This is a genomic window from Ectobacillus ponti (assembly GCF_024294785.1).
Lineage (GTDB): Bacteria > Bacillota > Bacilli > Bacillales > Bacillaceae_G > Ectobacillus > Ectobacillus ponti.
Map to the genome: position 1 here is coordinate 33,458 of NZ_JANCLT010000009.1, position 20,068 is coordinate 53,525.

The window sequence follows — 20,068 nt, forward strand, 5'->3', positions numbered from 1 at the left end:
AGGCCATCTGCACGTTTTTTCTTATTCCGTATCCGATTGCTTCTCCTTGCCCCGATTCAAAATGGAGAAGGTGAGGGGCTTGTCGGAACCCGTCATCAGCTTATATACATAGGCTGAGGTGAGTTTATAGCCGTCCTCGATTTTGGCGGCGAGATAGTTGGTGCGTTCAAACAGAATGGAGCGGATGTGCTGCAGCTGGCGGGACATTTTCTCCGTCAGCGCTTCCTGCTGATCCAGGCGCTGCAGCACCGTCTCTTGAAATTGGGCTGTTTTCTCGTGCATCGTCAGCTGCTCGCTCAGCTGGGCGGACAGCTTCTCATTCGCGGTTTCATGCTTGGCGAGCTGTTCCGTGATATCAGACTTCAAGGCATGGATGTCTTCTGCCATGGTTTTTGTCGCGGCACGCTCCTGCTCCAGCTGCTCTGCCATGCTTTCGCTGTTCTGGCGCAGGGCGCCAATTTCCTCCAAAAGGGCATTTGTGGCGGCGCGCTCCTGCTCGAGAGCATGCTGCAGCGTTGCATTTTTCTCCTGCAGGTGCTGCAGCTGCTGTGTGATGGCGGCGGTGGACAGCTGCTGTCCTTCCCGGATGCCATGCATTTCGTGCTGCAGGGAGGCGTGGTTTGTAGTTTGTGTTTCCTGCAGGGCGGATAATGCCGCAAGGACAAGCTGTGCGGCGGCCTCTTGGTCGCTTTTCAGCTTGGTGAGCGAATTGATCCGCGCCAGCTTTTGATTGGAAGTGGCGGCGTGTTCGTTCTTATATAAAGTTGGATGGTGCTCATGGTTCATAAATAGGCTCATCTGAACTCTCCCTTCTTCGTGCTGTAACTTATCCTATGCGCTTAACAAGGAGGCGTTTCCAATCCCAATGTATGCAGGAGGAGCGGGGAATCATTCCGGCCATTTCGGCAAATGCTGAGACGGGCAAGAAAAAACTGGAGATTCGTTGACACATATGAATGACCGCGCATATAATGAGAGCAAATACATGAATATCTGAGTGAATGTTCATATGTTCATAGATTGTGGGGGAGAAGGATGACAGAGGCAAAGCTGGAGGTATGCGGTGAGACTTGCAATGCGCCGGTGATTCATCAGGATGTGGTCGAGCAAGTACAGCGCACCATTCCCGGGGATGAATCATTGACAGATGTGGCAGAGCTGTTCAAGGTGCTGGGCGACCGGACCCGGACACGCATTCTGCATGCCTTGTTTGAAGCAGAGCTGTGTGTATGCGACTTGGCTTACGTGCTGGGCATGACCCAGTCCTCCATTTCCCATCAGCTGCGGGTGCTGAAGCAGGCAAAGCTTGTGCGGAACCGGAAGGAAGGCAAGGTTGTCTATTATTCATTGGCGGACCACCATGTGAAGCACATTTTTGAACAGGCGTTCCAGCATGTGAATGAGGACCGCAGCTAGAGGGGGAGAAATCGGATGGGAGAGCCGGCTATCAAGCGTGAATTTATATTGGATGGATTGGATTGCGCGAGCTGCGCAGCCAAAATTGAAAACGGTGTGCGCGGGCTTGAGGATGTGTCCGCCTGTTCACTGAACTTTGTGACAAAGACCTTGACGGTGGAAACTGTTTCGGGCAAGGATGAGCAGGTAGCCGAAGAGGCAAAGCGGCTGGTGAAGCGGCTGGAGCCGCATGTGGAAGTGAAAGAGAAGCGGGCAGCGGCAGCCAAGCAAGTATTGCTTTTGCAAGGACTGGACTGTGCCAACTGTGCCGCAAAAATTGAACGGCAGACAGGAGAGCTTGCCGGCATGGCAAGCAGCACGCTGGATTTCGTCTCCAAGCGTCTTATTCTGGAGGCGGAAGACCGGAGGCAGCTGCCGGAATTGGTGAAGCAGGCCACAGCGATTGTGAAAAAACTGGAGCCGCACGTGGAGGTTGTTCCGGAAGAGGCGCGAAAGCCGGAGGAGCATGACCACGGGGCAGGCGAACTGCGCCGCAGCCTGGCACGCTTGTCCGCTGGTGCTGTTCTGACTGGAATGGCCGCGTTTGCACCCTTAGCGTTTCCTTATGATTTGGCGTTATTCGTGCTGGCTTACGTGATCGTCGGCGGCGACATTGTGCTGCGGGCATTCCGGAATATCCTGCGCGGCCAAGTGTTTGATGAGAATTTCCTGATGGCGATTGCCACGCTGGGTGCGTTTGCGATTGGCGAATATCCGGAAGCGGTGGCCGTTATGCTGTTCTATCAGATTGGCGAGCTGTTCCAAAGTCTGGCGGTCAACCGTTCCCGGAGATCCATCACCGCTTTAATGGATATTCGTCCGGAGTACGCGAACGTCCGCGTTGGCGCTGAAATCAGGCAGCTGCCGCCGGAGGATGTGTGCATCGGCGATATTATCATCGTGAAGCCGGGCGAGAAGGTGCCATTGGACGGCAGGGTGCTCGAAGGGACAGCGATGCTTGACACATCGGCGCTGACAGGCGAATCTGTGCCGCGTGAGGCGGGAGCAGGCAGCGAAGTGCTGGGCGGTTTTATCAATAAAAATGGGGTGCTGACCGTTCAGGTTACAAAGGAGTTCGGCGAGTCTGCCGTTTCCAAAATCCTGGACCTTGTGCAAAATGCAAGCAGCCGCAAAGCGCCGACAGAACACTTCATTACGAAGTTTGCGCGCTACTACACGCCATTTGTGGTCATTACCGCTGCGGTGCTGGCATTTCTGCCGCCGTTGTTCATCAGCGGTGCAGCTCTTTCCGATTGGGTCTACCGCGCGCTTGTGTTTCTGGTCATTTCTTGTCCGTGTGCCCTGGTTGTCTCCATTCCGCTTGGCTTCTTCGGCGGCATCGGCGGCGCCTCTAAGCGCGGCATTCTGGTCAAGGGCAGCAACTACCTGGAAGCCCTGAACGACGTGAAATATGTAGTGTTTGATAAAACAGGCACGCTGACAAAGGGTGTATTTGAAGTAACCAGCATCCGTCCGGCAGGCGGACTGACAGAGGAGCAACTGCTGGAGTATGCGGCTTTGGCTGAAGCTCATTCCAACCATCCCATTGCGGTCTCCATCCGCAAGGCATATGGAAAAGAAATGCCTGAGGTGCAATCCTACGAAGAGATTGCGGGACATGGCACGAAGGTGCAGGCCGGCGGCGCGGACATTCTGGCCGGCAATGCGAAGCTGATGGTGCGGGAGGGCATTCTCTTTACGGCGCCGGATGAGGCAGGGACAGTGGTCCATGTGGCAGTCAACGGCAAGTATGCCGGCTTCCTCGTCATTTCTGATGAAGTGAAGGAGGATGCCTCAGAGGCGATTGCTGCTTTGAAGGAGCTGGGTGTGAAGCGTACGGTCATGCTGACAGGCGACGCGGCGGCTGTCGGGGAAGCGGTCGGCAAAGAGCTGGGCCTTGATGAGGTGCATGCGGAGCTGCTGCCGCATCAGAAGGTGGAGCAGGTGGAAGCGCTGGATGCGAAGAAGCAGAAGCGGGAAAAAATCGTGTTCGTCGGCGACGGCATCAATGACACGCCGGTGCTGGCCCGCGCGGATATCGGCATTGCGATGGGCGGGCTTGGCTCGGATGCGGCGATTGAAGCGGCTGACATTGTCATCATGACAGATGAGCCGTCCAAGATCGCGACTGCCATTGGAGTGGCGAAGCGGACGCGGCGCATTGTGTATCAGAACATCATCTTTGCCCTCGGTGTAAAAGCAGTGTTCCTGCTGCTTGGCGCCTTCGGCATCGCGACGATGTGGGAAGCAGTATTCTCCGATGTCGGCGTCACGCTGCTGGCCGTGCTGAACGCCATGCGGGTGATGAAGGTCGAGAATTTGTAAACAACAGGAGCTGGCTGATTAGGGATTGCCTTAGCGAGTCAGCTCTTTTTTTGTTGAATTGCGGGAAAGCGGCTGTGATTTGTAGGAAAGCTGTTTTGAATTGTAGGAAAGCCGCTGTGATTTGCGGGAAAGTGCGCGCGAGTGTCGGGAAAGGGGAGAAGGAGATGAAAAACGAGAGCAATCGCAGGAAATATAGGCTGTTATCCGCCATTTACGATCAGCTTATGGGGAACAGATGGTTTGTACAGGCAAGAAAGAGAGCCTTTTCGCTGCTGCCGTTTGCAAAGGGGCAGGAGGTGCTGCTGGTCGGCGTTGGCACAGGGCAGGACTTGCCGCTGCTGCCGGACGGCTTGCAGGTGACGGGAATTGATTTGTCGGAGGATATGCTGGAGCGGGCACGGGAGAAGGCGGGCCGCCATACCGTGCTGCGCCGGATGAATGCGGAGCAGTTGGATTTTGCGGACCGCTCTTTCGCCTTTGTTATTCTGAATCTTGTGCTGAGCGTGGTGGAGCAGCCGCAGCAGGCCTTGCGGGAAGCGGTGCGGGTGCTGAAGCCGGGGGGCACGATTTTGGTGTTTGATAAATTTTTGCATGATGGGGAAAAGCCGGCAGCCGGGCGCAGATTGCTGAATGTGTTGACTGCGGCGGCAGGGACGGACATAAACCGGCGGTTCCGGGATATCAGCAATGGGGTGGAGGTGCATGTCACGCATGAGGAGGCTTCCATCATGGGCGGCGCCTACAAAATTTTGCTGCTGCGCCGCGAATAAGGTGCACCCAACTGAGGTGCACCTGCATTTTCAAAAAAGTATATTGACAAGTCGGAAAATTTAAAATATATTAAGGATAACTTCAATGCTTCTCTCCTCAAATGTGTACTCGCAAGACAGAACCAGCAGACCTGCTCCATTCCTATTCCATCACACACTAATGAAAACGCTTTCTGTAAGATATCTTATATATTCATTTCCTCTGCGGTTTTCCGTCAGTCAACTGGCTGAAATGGTATATACCAATCTGCAGGAGCCAGGCATATGCCTTATGTAAGATTGGAAAATCTAGTATACTGGAAGTAAGCGATACCATTTTAGGGCAGGGGAAGCAAATGAGTAAATTAAGAGATGAAGAGGATCAGCCCTTTTACAGGAAGCTGAAGGAAAAGATTTTGGAGGACATTGAGAGCGGCAGGCTGAAGCATGGCGACAAGCTGCCTTCTGAGCGGGAGCTGGCAAGCCAATATGGCATCAGCCGCATGACGGCGAGGCACACTCTTTCCATTCTGGAACGGGAGGGAGTGGTGGAACGGCGCGTCGGGGCAGGAACCTTCATCTCCAATCATAAGATTGAGATGGACTTTATTACCTTTAACAGCTTTACGAACACGATGCTGGGCAAAGGACTCGTTCCAAGCACGCAGATTTTATCCATTCGCCGCACGCCGGCACGGAAACGGCTGGCAGACCGCCTGAATATTGCGGAGGGGGAAGAGCTGTTTTCCATTAAACGCTTGCGGATTGTGAATGACCGGCCCATCGCGATTGAAGAGTCCTTCATTCCGGGACATTACTGCCGCGGCATTGAGGCACATATTACGGAGCAAAGCTCGCTGTACCGCATCCTGGAGGAGCAATACGGCATTGTGCTTGTAAAAGCAAGGGAGCATATGCAGGTGACGGTGTCTGATGAGGATGACAGCAAGCTGCTGCGCGTCCGTTCGGGGAGCCCCTGTATCTTTCGGGAGGCCGTTGCCTACGATGAGGAGGCTACAGCGATTGAGTTCTCCACCTCGCTCACGAGAGGGGATATTGTCAAATTTTATTCTGAACTCAGCCTGAAATGATGTCCATTTCAGCTGTGGTGAAATTGGTATATACCATTATGATTTGGGGGATATGAAATGAAGGTAATTGGTGTCGGTGACAACGTAGTAGACAAGTATATGCACAAAGGCATGATGTATCCGGGCGGCAACGCGCTGAACTTCAGCGTGTACGCCAAGCAGCTGGGGGTGGAGGCGGCTTACCTGGGAACCTTCGGCAATGACCGCGCGGCTTCTCATATTATGGAAACCCTGGAGGAGATCGGGGTGGATCTGTCCCATTGCCGCCAGCACGAGGGGCCGAATGCCTATGCCGGCGTTGATCTGGTGGAGGGCGACCGGGTATTTATCGGGGGCAACAGCGGCGTGCAGAAGGAGCATCCCCTTGTGCTGACAGAGGAGGATCTCGGCTATATCCGGACCTTTGCGATGGCGCACACAAGCGTGTACAGTCGCATTGAGAGCGAGCTGCCGAAGCTGAAGGAAACCGGCATTCTCTTATCCTATGATTTTTCTGCCGACTATCACGAGGACATGCTGAAGCAGGTTTGTCCGTATGTGGATGTCAGCCTCCTGTCCTGCGGGCACTTGTCTGAGGAGGAGACGAAGACGCTGCTGCTGCAGGTCTGCTCCTTCGGCAGCCGGCTGGCCATCGGCACAATGGGCTCCAAGGGCGCCATGGTGTATGACGGGCAGGAGTTCTATCAGCAGGCTCCGCATTTTGTGAAGCCTGTCGACACATTGGGAGCAGGCGACTCCTTCTTCACCGCATTTATCCTGCAGTACCTGCAGGGGAAAGAGCTGCCGGACAGCCTGGAGGCAGGCGCGAAATTCGCCGCAGAGACTTGCTTGGTTGACGGCGCTTTTGGCTACGGAATTTCCTTTTAACATACAAAGGGGATATTCAAATCAGGGAGGGACAAGGATGAGAGGGAAGCTGAGAATGTTATGTGCGGCCATGCTGCTGGTAATGCTGGCGGTGGCCGGGTGCTCGAGCAATTCTTCCAAAACATCGGGAGGGGAGTCGGGCAAGGTTGTCTTAAAGTTTCTGCATAAGTGGCCTCAACCAGAATATGCTCCTTATTTTGAAGAAGTCGTCAAAGAATTCGAAGCCCAAAATCCAAACATTGAAGTCAAGATGGAAGCCATTGCGGATGAACCGATCAAGGATAAGCTTCGCGTCATCCTTGGCGGCAAGGATGTGCCGGATGTCATGTTCTCCTGGTCAGGGGAGTTTGCCCGCAAGTTTGTGCGCGCGGGTGCGGCACTTGATCTGACAACGTATTTGAATGAAGACAAGGCATGGAAGGACAGCTTCATTCCAGCGTCCCTGCAGCCATTTGCGTCTGACGGCAAGAACTACGGCATTCCACTCCGCTTTAACGGCAAATTCTTCGTCTACAACAAAAAGGTATTCGAAAAGTATAACCTGCAGGCGCCAAAAACGTGGGATGAGTTCCAGCAAACGCTTGACACGCTGAAAAAGGGCGGCGAAACACCGATTGTACTGGGAAATGAAAAGCCATGGGCCGCGATTCACTATCTGACAGGCCTGAACCAGAAGATGGTGGCGCAGGATGTGCGCATGAAGGATTACAATCCGAAATCCGGCCAATTTACAGATCAAGGCTATGTAACGGCTATGGAAAAGCTGGCGGAGCTGAACACGAAGGGCTATTTCATGAAAAATGTAAACTCCAGCTCCCATGATATGGCGAAGCAATTATTCTTATCCGGCAAGGGTGCTATATTCTATGTGGAATTGGAAGAGTTCCAAAGCATTGAAGACGGCTTGAAAGGAAACTGGGGCTTCTTCCCGATGCCAAGCATTGCGGAAGGCAAAGGCAACCAAAGCTTCATCACCGGCGCGCCGGACGGCTTCATTGTTTCCTCCAAGACAAAGCATCCAAAGGAAGCGATCGCGTTCCTGAAATTTCTGACAAGCAAGGAAAATGCGACAAAGCTCGTGAAGAAAATCGGCTGGCCAAGTCCGATTGACGGCGCGACAAATGCAGACACAGCCTTGAAGCAGGTGGCAGAAGGCGTGGATGCGCTGAAGAAGGCGGAAGGCATGGCGGAATGGCTGGATACAGACGTGCACGCGAAGGTGGCGGATGTCTACCTGTCCAATATTCAGCTGCTGCTGGACGGCACGAAGAAGCCGGAAGAGATTATTAAGGAAGTACAGAAGGTGGCCAAGGAAGTACAAAGTGAAGTAGAGTAAGCAGAATCGGGCAGGCGGCGCTGCCGCCCGCCCCCTTCTAGGAGGGAGTACAATGAAGCAAACCTTTAGAAGCAGACAAACGGCGATTCTCTATATCCTGCCGGCGCTCCTCCTCATTCTCTCTTTCGTATTTCTGCCTATTATCCTCAATGTCTATAACAGCCTGTTCAGGTGGAATTCATTTACTGCAGAGAAAGTCTTTGTCGGCTTAAAGTACTATAAGAAGCTATTTGCGGATGATATTTTCTACACATCGCTGAAAAACAATTCCTTGTACGCGGTGATCTCGCTTGTCTTCCAGGTGGGCGGCGGCCTGGTGGTGGCAGCCATTTTGGAGGATAAGGTGATCCGCAGATTCCAGCCGTTTTTCCGGACGGTGTTCTTTATCCCCTCTGTTATTTCCATTGCGGTCGTAGGGCTCCTGTGGCAGCTGCTCTATAACCCGGAGGTGGGGCTGGTGAACGGCGCGCTGAAAGCGATCGGGCAGGCAGATTGGGCCCGCTCCTGGCTCGGCGACAGTAAAACAGCCATCTATGCTGTCATTGCTGTGTCGCAGTGGCAATATACCGGCTATATGGCGATGCTGTTTCTCGTTGCGATGCAGAAAATTCCGTTTGAGTATTATGAAGCAGCCATGATTGACGGGGCTTCCAAGCTGCGGACCTTCTTTTCCATCACGCTGCCGCATATTAAAGAAATGGTTTTGGTGGGAACGGTCATTACAGTGATTGGCGCCTTCAAGGTATTTGATGAAGTGTATGTCATGACAGCCGGGGGGCCGGGCCGCTCGACAGAGGTGCTGGGAACCATGCTGTACCGTGCTGCCTTTCGAAACGATGAAATGGGATATGCTTCGACAATCGGTACGGTCATCTTTGTGATTACACTTACGCTTTCACTTATTCAGATGCGGATTGGAAAATCAGGAGAGGAGGCCTAGAAATGGTTACAGCCAGGGATCGAATCTTTCAAATAGTTGTCCTCCTTGTCTTTAGCATCTATGCGTTGGTTATCATTTATCCTCTGATTTGGCTCGTATTGAGCGGCTTAAAATCCAACAAGGAATTTTTCCTGCATACATGGTCGCTGCCGAAGGAATGGCTTTGGAGCAATTACACAGCTGCCTGGGATGCCGGGATTGGGCGCTTCTTCTTCAACAGCATTTTTATCACGGTCACCTCCGTGCTGGCGGTGCTGCTGCTTGGGTCCATGGCGGCCTATGGGCTCAGCCGCTTTCAATTCCGGGGGCAGGGGCTGCTCCTCCTCATCGTGCTGAGCGGGCTCATGCTCGCGCCGCAGGTCAGTCTCATTCCGCTCTACAAGCTGTTTCAGGCAACCGGCCTGTACAATACATACGGGGCGCTTATTCTTCCTTACGTCGCCTTTCAGCTGCCGTTCTCCATTTTTCTCATGCGGTCCTACTTTCTCTCGATTCCGCGCGAACTGGAGGAGTCGGCCATTATCGATGGGTGTAATAGCTGGCAGGTATACCGGCATATTATCTTACCAATGGGAAAGCCGATTATTGCCTCCTGCGCCTTGCTCAGCGGCATGAACGTCTGGAACGAGTTCATGTTTGCCCTCGTATTCGTGGAGGATTCCAGTCTCCGGACGATTCCGGTCGGCCTGATGAATCTGCGCAGCCAGCTCAATACGAACTTCGGCGTACAGCTGGCCGGCCTGGCCATCTCGGCGCTGCCGATGGTCATTGCGTACATCGCGTTCCAAAAGCAATTTGTCCGCGGCATTTCCAGCGGAAGTGTCAAAGGATAGCGAGCAGGAAATTTAAATTTCCTGTCTCCATGCTCTTCGAAATGGTATATACCAAACGTGGATTCGCCGCAACAGCGGCTCCAATAGATGCTTCATTCACACAAGGAGGGAAAAACAATGTTGGCAGATGTGCAGAAGGCTTTAGATGCGTTTGGGGAAAGGGAGATTAACCGCGTGTTCTTCGTGGGCTGCGGCGGTTCTTCCTCCATCATGTATGCGAGCAAGTATGTTATGGACCGGGAGAGCACAAGCCTTGCTTCTGACCTGTACAGCTCGAACGAGTTCATTCACCGGAATCCGCGCCAGCTTGGGCCAGAGTCGCTGGTCATCCTGTGCTCCCACTACGGGAAAACACCGGAAACAGTGGAGGCAGCCAGCTTTGCGAGAGAAAAAGGGGCACTGACGGTTTCCTTGACCTTCGATCCGGATGCGCCGCTGGCAAAAGCATCCGAGTATGTCATCATTTATGAAGACGGAAAGCAGGGCGGCACCTTTGCCAATGAAGCACCGGCCATTATGCTGGAGCTTGTGCTGGGTCTGTTGTCCAGCAAGGAAGGGAACACGAAGCTGGATGAGCTGCTTCCGTCCCTGGAAAACCTGCGGGGCATCATTGACGGGGAAAAAGCGAAGTCACTGGCGGCTGCCAAAGCGTTCGCCGAGGCGTATCAGGATGACAAGGTCATCTACACCATGGGAAGCGGCGCCAACTACGGCATTGCCTACTGGTTTTCCATCTGCCTCCTGATGGAGATGCAGTGGATCCACTCCCACGCACTGCACGCAGGCGAGTATTTCCACGGCCCGTTCGAGATTTTGGATGAGCAGGTTCCGGTCATTCAGCTTGTCGGCTTGGATGAAACGCGCCCGCTGGAGGAGCGCTCGCTGGAGTTCACACAGCGCTATGGCAAGCGCATCATCGTGATTGATGCGAAGGAATTTGATTTGGAAGGTGTGGCGCCAAGCCTTCGCGGCTACCTCGCGCCTTTGGTGATGCAGGCTGTATTGCGTCAGTATGCGGAGGAGCTGGCAACTGCCCGCAATCATCCGCTGACGACAAGAAGATATATGTGGAAGGTGGCGTATTAAGATGGCGACAGTGGAAAACAGAGGAGGTACCGGAATGTTGAAGTTTGATCGGGAGCTGTTTGTGCAGGCGTTGAACGAGGGCGCATTAGGAAAGCGCGGGGAGCTGGAGCGCGTGGTGGATGAAATCTCCGGAAAGGGCTTCTCCAACATTTTCTTGATTGGCTCCGGCGGCACTGTTGCGATGATGTACCCGTTTGAGTACATCTTCAAGTCCTACTCCGCGCTGCCGGTGCGCGCGGAAATCGCGGCGGAGCTTTTGGTGACGGACAACCGCCAACTGACAAGCAAGTCTGTCTGCATCTTTGCTTCCGTAACAGGCACAACAAAGGAAACAGTGGCAGCCGCACAGTTCTGCCGCGAGAAGGGGGCAACGACCATCGGTTTGGTCGGCATCCCGGGCACGCCGCTGGCGGAAGCTGTGGACTATGCCATCACGTTCGGCCGGGAGAAGCATGCCTTTGATGTCTTCTACCTGCAGCTGCAAATCCTGACAACCCGCTTCCTGCAGCAAAACGGTGAGTTCCCGCAATACGAGCAGTTTGCAGCGGAGCTGGCAGCCTTGCCGCAGGGCATGGTGGCTGCGATGGAGGAGTTCGATGCGCGCGCCGAAGCCTTTGCAATCAAGCATAGAGAGACAGACTATCACATGCTGGTCGGCGCCGGCAATCTGTGGGGCAACACTTATTCCTACGCGATGTGCATCCTGGAGGAAATGCAGTGGATCAAGTCCAAGTCCATCCACGCGGCTGAGTTCTTCCACGGCACGCTGGAGCTCGTGGAGAAGGATACCAGCGTCATCCTCTTTAAGGGAGAGGATGCAACACGGCCGCTTGTCGAGCGGGTGGAGCGCTTTGCGGAGAACATTACGAAAGAGCTGTTCATCATTGATACGAAGGACTATGCGCTGCCAGGCATCAGCGAGGAATTCCGGAAGCTCGTGGATCTGAACGTGAACTGGGCGCTCACCAGCCGCATCAGTGCATACCTGGAGCGCGAGCGGAACCACCCGCTGGAGATTCGCCGGTATTATCGGAAAATGGAATATTAAGAGTGAGGCGTACGGCAGGCTTGCCGTACGCTTTTTTTGTAAGGGAAAAGGGCCGCCATTGGGCGGTTGATGAAACTATCTTCTATGGCAGGTTCACAAGCAGTTCTTGCCATCATATGTTTAAGTACAGGGTTGGTATGGCTAGCATGTGTACTAGCATATTTTTTCAAAGCCCGATGGATGAAGGAGGAAAATAATGAGTGGCAGTCGAAATAAATGGGATAGTCCAGACAGGGAACAAGAGGACGTGGGGGTGATTGATATGAATGAGGTAGTGGATCACATAGAGGAACAACTGCCGGTGTTGGACAAACAATTAGTGGAGCGGGCGCCGAAGGATGCATTGGAGCTGCGTAAAATGATAGGCACACGGTCAATCCCTGGCAGGACCTTGGTGGATTTATACAAAGAAAATCGCTAGGGGGAGCAAAGCCAAATGACATCCATGAAGGGATTAGATGCTGTTTCAAATATAAAGCAAGCATCTGTGTATGTAGATGCTTGCTTTATATTGGCTTTTTTAGATGAAGCAGACCGCCGCTCCGTGAAGGTTGCCGCGCTTTTGGACAGCTGGAAGCACAGAGAGATTCGTCTGGGAATCAGCTCACACACGTTTACGGAGGTTATCGGGGTGCTCATGGCCAATACAATTATGCGGGCCCTGCAAATTTATCGGGAGAAGCAGAGCGATATCGCCTCTGACGGACTGGCAGCTTTAACAGAAGAAGAGAAGAGAGATATCGTCTCGATAGATGCGGCCCGCTGCATCCATGAAATTGTGCACACGCTTTTACGGTCACCGAAAAAGCACTATTCTCATGAGAGAGCAATGGTTCGGGACATATTGAAGGTTGGTAAAACGAAGCCTGCGAGACGAGAGCTTCTGGGGGAATGCTACACTCGTTCGGTCCAGGTTTTTCAAGGATTCATTTACTCTCTTCGGGAGCACTTTGGAATACAGGTGGAAATTCTGTCATCGAATGAGAAGACTCTGCATACGGCCAGCCAATATATGACGCTGTATCAATTGGAGAGCTATGATGCAGTGCACCTGGCCTTGGCAAGAAATCAATACGATTTCTTCATCACGTTGGACAAGGACTTCATTCAGGACTACAAGAAAAAAGACCGGAATCTGCAAACAAAGGTTGTCTTTATGTCATAACACACAGACCCTGCGAGACGCTGCCATAAGGGTGCAGCGTCTTTCTTCTACAAGCAGAAGTCCTGTATTGTCGATTCTTGTAGAATTCCGTATAATATGGACATATCGATAGACACAGGGATAGGGGATACTGGATGCACAAATGGAAGGTCGTAGCTTATACGTTAGGGGTCATTGTATTTTTGGTCAGCTGCACGTTATCCATTTTTTACGGCTATCAGGTCATGAATCATAAAGCTCCTTCAGCGAAGGAGGAAAAAAAGACGTATCAATATCATGTGGTGCTCATTCCGGAAGAGCTCGACAATGAGTACTGGCGTGTGGTTGAGGAAGGCGCGAAGGCCGCAGCCGAGAAGTACGGAGTGCTGCTGGAGTATACGGGGCCGAGGCAGGCCGATTTGCAGGAGCATTTGAAAGCGATTCAAATTTCTGCGGCGGCAAGGGTGGACGGCATTTTGACGCAGGGGCTGAACGATGAGCAGTTCACGCCGCTCATCAACCGGATTGTGAAGACCATTCCGGTGATCACTGTCGATACAGATGCGGCGGGCAGCAATCGCATTTCCTACGTCGGCACGGATAATTATCACGCCGGCTATTTGGCCGGACAGGCGCTGCTGGCGGATACGAAGGGACCTGTGGCGGTCGGCATTGTGACGGGCAACTTTTATGCCAATCACCAGTTGCAGCGGGTGCAGGGCTTCCGGGATGCCATTCGGGGAGAAGAAAGAGTGCGGATTGTGGATCTGCAGCAATCCGGCATCAGCAGAGTGAAGGCGGCTGAAATCGCTTACGCCATGCTGCAGAACCATCCGGACATTAATGCGTTTTATGGAACAAGCGCATTGGATGGAATCGGCATTGCCCAGGTGGTGGAGAAGTATAAAAAGCAGAAGCAGCCGTACATCATCGGCTTCGATACCCTGCCGGAGACGCTGGCTTATATCAACCGCGGCATGATCCAGGCGACCGTGGTACAGGAGCCCTATGAAATGGGCTACAGATCAATTGAGATGATGGTGGATGTGCTGAACGGGAAGACCATTCCGTCAGTCGTGCACACCGATACCCGCATTTTGCGGCAGAAGGGCTTGCAGTAAAGGAGGGATTCGCATGCTGTTTCGCATTCGCTCAAAGCTGCTGCTCTATTTTATTATTTTAGTAGTCATGCTGAGTGCAGTCGGGGTATTTTTTTATAAAAGCAGTAATCAGCTCGTGGCCGAGTATGATGACAGCCTGCAGCAGTTTCTGCTGCTCAACAGCATGTCTCAGCGGGTAAATTCCATGACCGGCAATATGCGCGCGTACCTGCTGGATAAGGAGCAGTCCTATACGGCGGATTATGAGCGGGACAAGAAGGCGCTGCTGGCGGACCGGAAGCAGCTGAAGCAGGCCATGCAGACAAACGATGTGCTGCTGCTGAATTATGTGAACCTGATTGACAGCTTTCTGCAGTCAGGCGATGAGACGGTTGCCGCCTTCAAGGCCGATGATATTGACGCCTATTCGCAGCACTTCAACAGCATGGTGCAAAACGCCGGCTTTTTGCAGGAAAGCACGCTGAATTTGATCGACCATCGGCTGACCGCGTACCAGAAATTCTATCAGCAGCTGCAGGTGCAAAATCACAATTACAAGCTGATGGCGCTTTCCTTGTTTACCGCGGCATTCCTGCTGAGCACGCTGCTGGCGCTTTGGATTTCCGGCGGCATCACCCGCCCCATCACCCGTTTGTCGGAGGCGGCTGAGCAGATTGCCGAGGGCAATTTGGCCGGCGAGGATGTGAAGGTGACCACGCATGATGAATTGAAGCTGCTGACTGAAACCTTCAATCAAATGCGCAGCAGCATCCGGCAGCTTGTCACAGAGATTCAAGAGAAATCGGAGCTTGATACGCTGCTGAAGGAGCTGGAGCTGAGGAGTCTGCAAAATCAGATGAACCCGCACTTTTTATTCAATACGTTAAATACGGTTTCCAAAATGGCGTACTTGGAGGAAGCGATGATGACATCGCGGCTGATTGAAGCGGTGGCGGCCATTCTCCGCTACAATCTGACAAGCCTGAAGCAGGCCTCCACTCTGCGGGATGAGATGCAGATTGTCAAGGAATACTTCTTCATCCAGAAGACGCGCTTTGGCGACCGGATCGACTTCATGACCGAAGTGGAGGAGGATTGTCTCGACGTTGAAATTCCCAGCCTGATTCTCCAGCCATTGGTGGAGAACGCGATTATGCATGGCGTCGAGTCGCTGGAGGAAGGCGGTGTGATCGGGGTATACGTCTACCGGCAGCCCGGGCAGATTGTGGTGGAAGTCGCGGACAATGGCGAGGGCATGGAGGAAGAGGTGAAGGAGCAGCTGCAGGCATATATACAGGCGGCCAAGCCGGATGAAAAGCCGCTGAACGCGAAAGGAAACGGCATCGGGGTACAAAATGTCATCCGCCGGCTGCAGCTTTTCTATCAAAAGCAGGATGTTGTGGACATTACGTCCGGGCCGGGGAAGGGCACGGTGTTTAAGCTCATCATTCCGGATGAGGGGGAGGGGGAAAGACATGCTGAAGATTTTGATTGTGGATGACGAGATGCTGGAGCGCAAGGCGGTCGCCAAAATTTTGACAGCTTCTCTTGCGGATGCGGAGGTGGTCGGCGAGGCGCAGAACGGGCGCAAAGCCATTGAAATGGCCGCGCTGCATGAGCCGGACATCATTTTTATGGATATTAAAATGCCGGGCATCGACGGCCTGCAGGCAGTGAAGGCGATCAAGGAGACAAATGAGACCGTAAAATTCATCATGGTGTCGGCTTACAATACGTTTGAGTATGCGAAGGAAGCGATGCAGCAGGGCGTGAAGGAGTATATTCTGAAGCCAAGCAGCCCGCAGGACATCCTGGCTGCGGTGGAACGGGTATCGGCGGAGATTGCCGCGGAGCGGAAGCAGCGGCAGGAGCAGCAAAGCCTGCGGGACAATCTGGACCGGGCGGTATCCATTGCCCAGAAGGAGTGGGTATCCTCGCTGCTGTTGAATCAGGTGCAGGACATTACCTTTGATGAATGGGGCCAGCTGCTCGGCATTGAAATCACCTCCGGCCACATTATGCTGTTTGCCCTCGAGCCCGCATTGCCGGCCGAGGAGCGGCAGCGTTTTTGCGGCTGGCTGAAGGATGCACTCGGGCAGCTGGTGAAGAAGCAGGAGATTATGATGGGGCCGATGAGCGACATGCAGGTGCCGGTGCTGTTTCTGGACAAGGAGCGTACACAATTCCGGGCGACCGCGCAGGCTATTGTCGAAGGCGTGCTGCAGCAGTTCCGCCAGGCCGGCTTTGCGGCAGAGCTCCGCATCGGCATCGGGCAATCGTACAATCAGGCCCATAAGCTGAATCAGTCGTATCATGAGGCGGCAGCAGCCCTGAAGCAGCTGGCAAAAACAACGGGGCAACCCTACTTCTTCAGCGGCAGGCAGGAAGCTGCCGAGGCCCAGTCGCCGTCAGCCTTTCTGGAAGTGGAGAAGAAGCTGCTTGATGCCGTGCGCCAGGGCGACCTCAACCAGCTGCTGCTGTTATTTGAAGCCTTTGTCCTGCAGAGCGGCCACTCCTTGGAGCCGGCGGCTGTCCGGGAATCGTTCCAGGAGCTGTTCGTCCTCGTGTCCCGGATGCTGCACGAATTCGGCATCAGCGGCGAGCGGACGCCGAGGCTTGAGACAAATGATATGGCGCAGTTGTTTGAGCAGTGCAAGACGTATCTTGCCTCGGTCACCCGCCAGGTGCAGGCATGGCGCAACAATCATGCGAAGGGTCTCCTGCATAAAGCGAAGGAGTATATTGAGAAGCATTATGCGGACCTCATCACGCTTGAAGCTGTCGCTGAATATGTGGATCTCAGTCCTTACTATTTCAGCAAGCTGTTCAAGGACCGCTTTGGCATGACGTTCATTGACTATGTCACCGAAATCCGCATTCAGCGGGCCAAGGAGGAGATTGCGGATCCGCAGAAGAGCCTGAAGGAGATTTGCTTTGCGGTCGGCTATAAGGACCCGAATTACTTCAGCCGCGTGTTCAAAAAGCATACCGGCCTGTCACCGTCGCAGTTCCGGCGGGCGGCTTTACATGAAGAAACCATATAAAACAGCGGGACTCCCAAGGCGGGAGCCCGCTGTTTATTTTGTCAGTAAAATGTTGGGGGAGCAGGGGGAACAGGAGCAGCTGTTACATTTGTTAGTTTTTCAGACAAGAAAGAAAAATTGTCGAATAGAGTCATACTCTTTCAATATATCTTTGAAACCGTTTGCAAAAAAGTCTAGGTGATAGCAATTTAATGCTATTCTTTCAATCTATTGAAAGCGTTTTTATCGTGCTACTATATGTTCAAGGGCTTACAAGAGCCAGAAACAAAGTAAAAAAGTGCAGATTATTAAATGAGTAAAGGGGATCAACTCACATGTTTAAAAACAAGAAAGCACTTCTTTCTGTAACAGCAGCATCCGCAATTCTGTTGGCAGCAGGCTGCAGCAGCAACTCTACAAGCGGCACAGCAAGCAGCGGCGGCAAAACTGACAGCAAGCTTCCAGCAGTGGGCGCAACAATCTATAAATTTGACGATAACTTCATGTCCTATGTACGTCGTGCGATGGAAACTTCCGCTAAGGACAAAGCAAACCTGATGCTGAACGACTCCCAGAACGACCAAGCGAAGCAAATCGAGCAGGTTGACACATTGATTGCAAAAGGCGCGAAAGTATTGGCAATCAACCTGGTTGACCCGAAAGCGGCACAAACAATCATCGACAAAGCAAAGCCAAAGAACATTCCGGTTATCTTCTTCAACAAAGAGCCAGATGCAAGCGTTCTGAAGGGCTATGACAAAGCGTACTACGTTGGTACAAAGTCTTCTGAAGCAGGCGTAATCCAAGGTGAAATGATCGCGAAGCTGTGGGAAGCAAACAAAGCAACTTGGGATAAGAACAAGGACGGCAAGCTGCAATACGTATTGCTGAAGGGCGAGCCTGGACACCCAGATGCTGAAGCCCGTACAAAGTTCGTTGTTAACACAGTGAAGGAAAAAGGCATCCAGGTAGAAGAGCTGGCAATGGATACAGCAATGTGGGATGCAACAAAAGCAACTGAGAAGATGGATGCTTGGTTGTCCAAGTACAACGACAAGATTGAATTCGTAATCGCCAACAACGACGGCATGGCGCTTGGCGCAATTGCTTCCCTTGATAAGGCTGGCAAGTCTGTTCCGGTTGTAGGCGTTGACGCAATTCCAGAAGCACTGCAAATGATCGAGAAGGGCAAGATGGTTGGTACAGTTCTGAACGACGCGAAGAACCAAGGTAAAGCAACTGTTGACCTGTCTGTAAACGCTGCAAACGGCAAGGACGTTCTGGACGGCACACAATGGAAGCTTGACGATTCCAAAGCGGTTCGTGTTCCTTACGTAGAAGTAACAAAAGACAACATCCAAGTTGGTAAAGACGCTTACAAGTAAGCCGATATAGAGAAGGGCGCCTCGTATATGAGGCGCGCTTCGAACGAAGGAAAAGAAGCTGCTTTTCCTTCGTTCGGAGCGTTTCTTTTACAAATAGGATGAACTAACAGAATGAGAAGCATTCCTGAAATGCTTTCCATATCTCCGAAAATGGTGTGGCAAGGAGGTCCAAGCATGTCGGAAGTCGGTACACAAAACGTACTTGAAATGATTAATTTGACAAAGCAGTTTCCCGGCGTTCTTGCACTGCAAAACGTGTCTTTGAAGGTAAAGCGCGGCACAGTGCATGCTCTGATGGGCGAAAACGGCGCAGGAAAATCGACGTTAATGAAATGCTTATTCGGAATTTACTCCATGGACGAAGGGAAAATCCTGCTCGAGGGCAAAGAGGTGGCATTCGCCAACTCCAAGCAAGCGCTTGAAAGCGGCGTGTCCATGGTGCACCAGGAATTGAACCAGGTGCGGCAGCAAAATGTTATGGAAAACCTGTGGCTCGGCCGCTATCCGAAAAAGGGCATCTTCGTGGATCATAAGAAGATGTATGAAGAAACAAAGGACATCTTCAAGGGGCTGGATATCAATACAGATCCGCGTGAAAAGGTAAGCAACCTGTCTGTATCCGAGATGCAGATGATTGAAATTGCCAAGGCGGTTTCCTACAATTCCAAGGTTATCGTAATGGATGAGCCGACGTCCTCTTTGACGGAGCGCGAGGTTGATCACTTATTTAAAATCATCAACAAGCTGCGCAGCCAGGGTGTAGCCATTATCTATATTTCACACAAGATGGAAGAAATCCTGAAGATTTCTGATGAAGTTACGATCATGCGTGACGGCCAGTACATCGCGACAAAGAGCGCGAAGGAGCTGACAACAGATGAAATCATCAAGCTGATGGTGGGCCGTGACCTGTCCCAGCGCTTCCCGGCTAAGGAGAACAAGCCAAAGGATGTCATTTTGAAGGTATCCAACATGACGGCATCCACACAGCCATCCTTCCAGGATGTCAGCTTCGAGCTTCGCAAGGGAGAAATTCTTGGCGTAGCCGGTCTTGTAGGCTCCAAGCGTACAGAGGTAGTCGAAGCGCTGTTCGGATTGCGCGGCATTACGTCCGGCAAAATTGAAGTGCACGGCAAGGAAGTCAAAAACGACTCGCCACAGCACGCGATTAAGAATGGCTTCGCACTTGTAACAGAAGAGCGCCGTACAACAGGTATCTTCCCGCAGCTGAGCATCAGCTTCAACTCGGTGATTTCCAACCTGGGCAAGTATCGGAAAGGCGTATTCCTGTCTGATGCCGAGGTGGGCAAAGACACGCAATGGGTCATCGATTCCATGAAGGTCAAGACGCCGAACCAGAAGACTGCCATCGGCACCCTGTCCGGCGGTAACCAGCAGAAGGTCATTATCGGCCGCTGGCTGCTGACAAATCCGGAGATTCTGCTGTTGGATGAACCGACACGCGGTATCGATGTTGGCGCCAAGTTTGAAATTTATCAGCTCATCAACCAGCTGGCGGCAGAGGACAAGGGGATCATCATGATTTCCTCGGAAATGCCGGAGCTGTTAGGAACAACAGACCGGATCTTGGTCATGAGTAACGGCAGAGTAGCCGGCATTGTGGATACGAAGACGACATCCCAAGAAGAAATTATGCGGCTGTCAGCCATGTACTAGGAGGAGACG

At 52.6% G+C, this 20,068-nt stretch carries 18 protein-coding genes; 17 read left to right on the forward strand and 1 reads right to left on the reverse strand.

The features are described 5' to 3' along the window. Nucleotides 1-21: 21 nt before the first annotated feature. The gene (locus NK662_RS15970) at nt 22-798 is read right to left on the reverse strand and encodes a coiled-coil domain-containing protein (protein ID WP_254759940.1); all 777 of its coding nucleotides are present in this window, start codon (nt 796-798) and stop codon (nt 22-24) included. 237 nt (nt 799-1,035) lie between these two features. Between NK662_RS15970 and NK662_RS15975 the strand changes: the two genes are divergently transcribed. From NK662_RS15975 to mglA, 17 genes are all read left to right on the forward strand, one after another. Then, nucleotides 1,036-1,416 (forward strand): ArsR/SmtB family transcription factor, encoded by a 381-nt coding sequence (locus tag NK662_RS15975; protein WP_254759941.1) that lies wholly within the window; start codon nt 1,036-1,038, stop codon nt 1,414-1,416. A 15-nt stretch (nt 1,417-1,431) separates the two neighbouring features. Then, complete coding sequence (locus NK662_RS15980) at nt 1,432-3,780, forward strand: heavy metal translocating P-type ATPase (protein ID WP_254759942.1); 2,349 nt, start codon at nt 1,432-1,434, stop codon at nt 3,778-3,780. A gap of 164 nt (nt 3,781-3,944) precedes the next feature. Continuing rightward, on the forward strand, nt 3,945-4,550 hold the full coding sequence (locus NK662_RS15985) for a methyltransferase domain-containing protein (protein WP_254759943.1): 606 nt from the start codon (nt 3,945-3,947) through the stop codon (nt 4,548-4,550). 335 nt (nt 4,551-4,885) lie between these two features. Then, on the forward strand, nt 4,886-5,620 hold the full coding sequence (locus NK662_RS15990; RefSeq protein ID WP_254759944.1) for a GntR family transcriptional regulator: 735 nt from the start codon (nt 4,886-4,888) through the stop codon (nt 5,618-5,620). Nucleotides 5,621-5,677: 57 nt separating this feature from the next. Then, complete coding sequence (locus NK662_RS15995; protein WP_254759945.1) at nt 5,678-6,487, forward strand: fructoselysine 6-kinase; 810 nt, start codon at nt 5,678-5,680, stop codon at nt 6,485-6,487. A gap of 37 nt (nt 6,488-6,524) precedes the next feature. Next, the gene (locus NK662_RS16000; RefSeq protein ID WP_254759946.1) at nt 6,525-7,823 is read left to right on the forward strand and encodes an ABC transporter substrate-binding protein; all 1,299 of its coding nucleotides are present in this window, start codon (nt 6,525-6,527) and stop codon (nt 7,821-7,823) included. Between the two features lie 52 nt (nt 7,824-7,875). Beyond that, nucleotides 7,876-8,763 (forward strand): carbohydrate ABC transporter permease, encoded by an 888-nt coding sequence (locus NK662_RS16005; protein ID WP_254759947.1) that lies wholly within the window; start codon nt 7,876-7,878, stop codon nt 8,761-8,763. A 2-nt stretch (nt 8,764-8,765) separates the two neighbouring features. Continuing rightward, a complete protein-coding gene (locus tag NK662_RS16010; protein WP_254759948.1) occupies nt 8,766-9,596 on the forward strand; it encodes a carbohydrate ABC transporter permease in 831 nt (276 codons plus the stop codon). Nucleotides 9,597-9,713: 117 nt separating this feature from the next. Further along, nucleotides 9,714-10,682 carry an SIS domain-containing protein gene (locus tag NK662_RS16015; RefSeq protein ID WP_254759949.1) on the forward strand — a complete coding sequence of 323 codons (969 nt, stop codon included), beginning with the start codon at nt 9,714-9,716 and terminating at the stop codon, nt 10,680-10,682. A 34-nt stretch (nt 10,683-10,716) separates the two neighbouring features. Continuing rightward, nucleotides 10,717-11,730: an SIS domain-containing protein gene (locus NK662_RS16020; RefSeq protein WP_254759950.1), complete on the forward strand. Its 1,014-nt coding sequence runs from the start codon at nt 10,717-10,719 to the stop codon at nt 11,728-11,730. A 196-nt stretch (nt 11,731-11,926) separates the two neighbouring features. Further along, nucleotides 11,927-12,151 carry a hypothetical protein gene (locus NK662_RS16025; RefSeq protein ID WP_254759951.1) on the forward strand — a complete coding sequence of 75 codons (225 nt, stop codon included), beginning with the start codon at nt 11,927-11,929 and terminating at the stop codon, nt 12,149-12,151. A 15-nt stretch (nt 12,152-12,166) separates the two neighbouring features. Continuing rightward, nucleotides 12,167-12,895, forward strand: coding sequence for a PIN domain-containing protein (locus NK662_RS16030; RefSeq protein WP_254759952.1), 729 nt, complete (start codon nt 12,167-12,169; stop codon nt 12,893-12,895). Between the two features lie 134 nt (nt 12,896-13,029). Continuing rightward, nucleotides 13,030-13,995 (forward strand): sugar-binding protein, encoded by a 966-nt coding sequence (locus NK662_RS16035; RefSeq protein WP_254759953.1) that lies wholly within the window; start codon nt 13,030-13,032, stop codon nt 13,993-13,995. Nucleotides 13,996-14,008: 13 nt separating this feature from the next. Further along, nucleotides 14,009-15,475 (forward strand): sensor histidine kinase, encoded by a 1,467-nt coding sequence (locus NK662_RS16040; RefSeq protein WP_254759954.1) that lies wholly within the window; start codon nt 14,009-14,011, stop codon nt 15,473-15,475. After that, on the forward strand, nt 15,450-17,018 hold the full coding sequence (locus NK662_RS16045) for a response regulator transcription factor (protein ID WP_254759955.1): 1,569 nt from the start codon (nt 15,450-15,452) through the stop codon (nt 17,016-17,018). The genes NK662_RS16040 and NK662_RS16045 overlap by 26 nt, the downstream gene beginning before the upstream one ends. 314 nt (nt 17,019-17,332) lie before the next feature. Continuing rightward, nucleotides 17,333-18,382, forward strand: a complete 1,050-nt coding sequence (mglB, locus tag NK662_RS16050; protein WP_254759956.1) for a galactose/glucose ABC transporter substrate-binding protein MglB — start codon at nt 17,333-17,335, stop codon at nt 18,380-18,382. Nucleotides 18,383-18,556: 174 nt separating this feature from the next. Next, the gene (mglA, locus tag NK662_RS16055) at nt 18,557-20,059 is read left to right on the forward strand and encodes a galactose/methyl galactoside ABC transporter ATP-binding protein MglA (protein ID WP_254759957.1); all 1,503 of its coding nucleotides are present in this window, start codon (nt 18,557-18,559) and stop codon (nt 20,057-20,059) included. Nucleotides 20,060-20,068: the final 9 nt, after the last annotated feature.

Bases quoted from the DNA above. Each gene is read 5' to 3' on its own strand.
- NK662_RS16045 (WP_254759955.1), top strand. From the start codon at position 15,450: ATGCTGAAGATTTTGATTGTGGATGACGAGATGCTGGAGCGCAAGGCG.
- NK662_RS16040 (WP_254759954.1), top strand. From the start codon at position 14,009: ATGCTGTTTCGCATTCGCTCAAAGCTGCTGCTCTATTTTATTATTTTA.
- NK662_RS16025 (WP_254759951.1), top strand. From the start codon at position 11,927: ATGAGTGGCAGTCGAAATAAATGGGATAGTCCAGACAGGGAACAAGAG.
- mglA (WP_254759957.1), top strand. From the start codon at position 18,557: ATGTCGGAAGTCGGTACACAAAACGTACTTGAAATGATTAATTTGACA.
- NK662_RS16000 (WP_254759946.1), top strand. From the start codon at position 6,525: ATGAGAGGGAAGCTGAGAATGTTATGTGCGGCCATGCTGCTGGTAATG.
- NK662_RS15980 (WP_254759942.1), top strand. From the start codon at position 1,432: ATGGGAGAGCCGGCTATCAAGCGTGAATTTATATTGGATGGATTGGAT.
- NK662_RS15990 (WP_254759944.1), top strand. From the start codon at position 4,886: ATGAGTAAATTAAGAGATGAAGAGGATCAGCCCTTTTACAGGAAGCTG.
- NK662_RS16010 (WP_254759948.1), top strand. From the start codon at position 8,766: ATGGTTACAGCCAGGGATCGAATCTTTCAAATAGTTGTCCTCCTTGTC.
- NK662_RS16030 (WP_254759952.1), top strand. From the start codon at position 12,167: ATGACATCCATGAAGGGATTAGATGCTGTTTCAAATATAAAGCAAGCA.
- NK662_RS15985 (WP_254759943.1), top strand. From the start codon at position 3,945: ATGAAAAACGAGAGCAATCGCAGGAAATATAGGCTGTTATCCGCCATT.
- NK662_RS16015 (WP_254759949.1), top strand. From the start codon at position 9,714: ATGTTGGCAGATGTGCAGAAGGCTTTAGATGCGTTTGGGGAAAGGGAG.
- NK662_RS15975 (WP_254759941.1), top strand. From the start codon at position 1,036: ATGACAGAGGCAAAGCTGGAGGTATGCGGTGAGACTTGCAATGCGCCG.
- NK662_RS16035 (WP_254759953.1), top strand. From the start codon at position 13,030: ATGCACAAATGGAAGGTCGTAGCTTATACGTTAGGGGTCATTGTATTT.
- mglB (WP_254759956.1), top strand. From the start codon at position 17,333: ATGTTTAAAAACAAGAAAGCACTTCTTTCTGTAACAGCAGCATCCGCA.
- NK662_RS15970 (WP_254759940.1), bottom strand. From the start codon at position 798: ATGAGCCTATTTATGAACCATGAGCACCATCCAACTTTATATAAGAAC.
- NK662_RS16005 (WP_254759947.1), top strand. From the start codon at position 7,876: ATGAAGCAAACCTTTAGAAGCAGACAAACGGCGATTCTCTATATCCTG.
- NK662_RS16020 (WP_254759950.1), top strand. From the start codon at position 10,717: ATGTTGAAGTTTGATCGGGAGCTGTTTGTGCAGGCGTTGAACGAGGGC.
- NK662_RS15995 (WP_254759945.1), top strand. From the start codon at position 5,678: ATGAAGGTAATTGGTGTCGGTGACAACGTAGTAGACAAGTATATGCAC.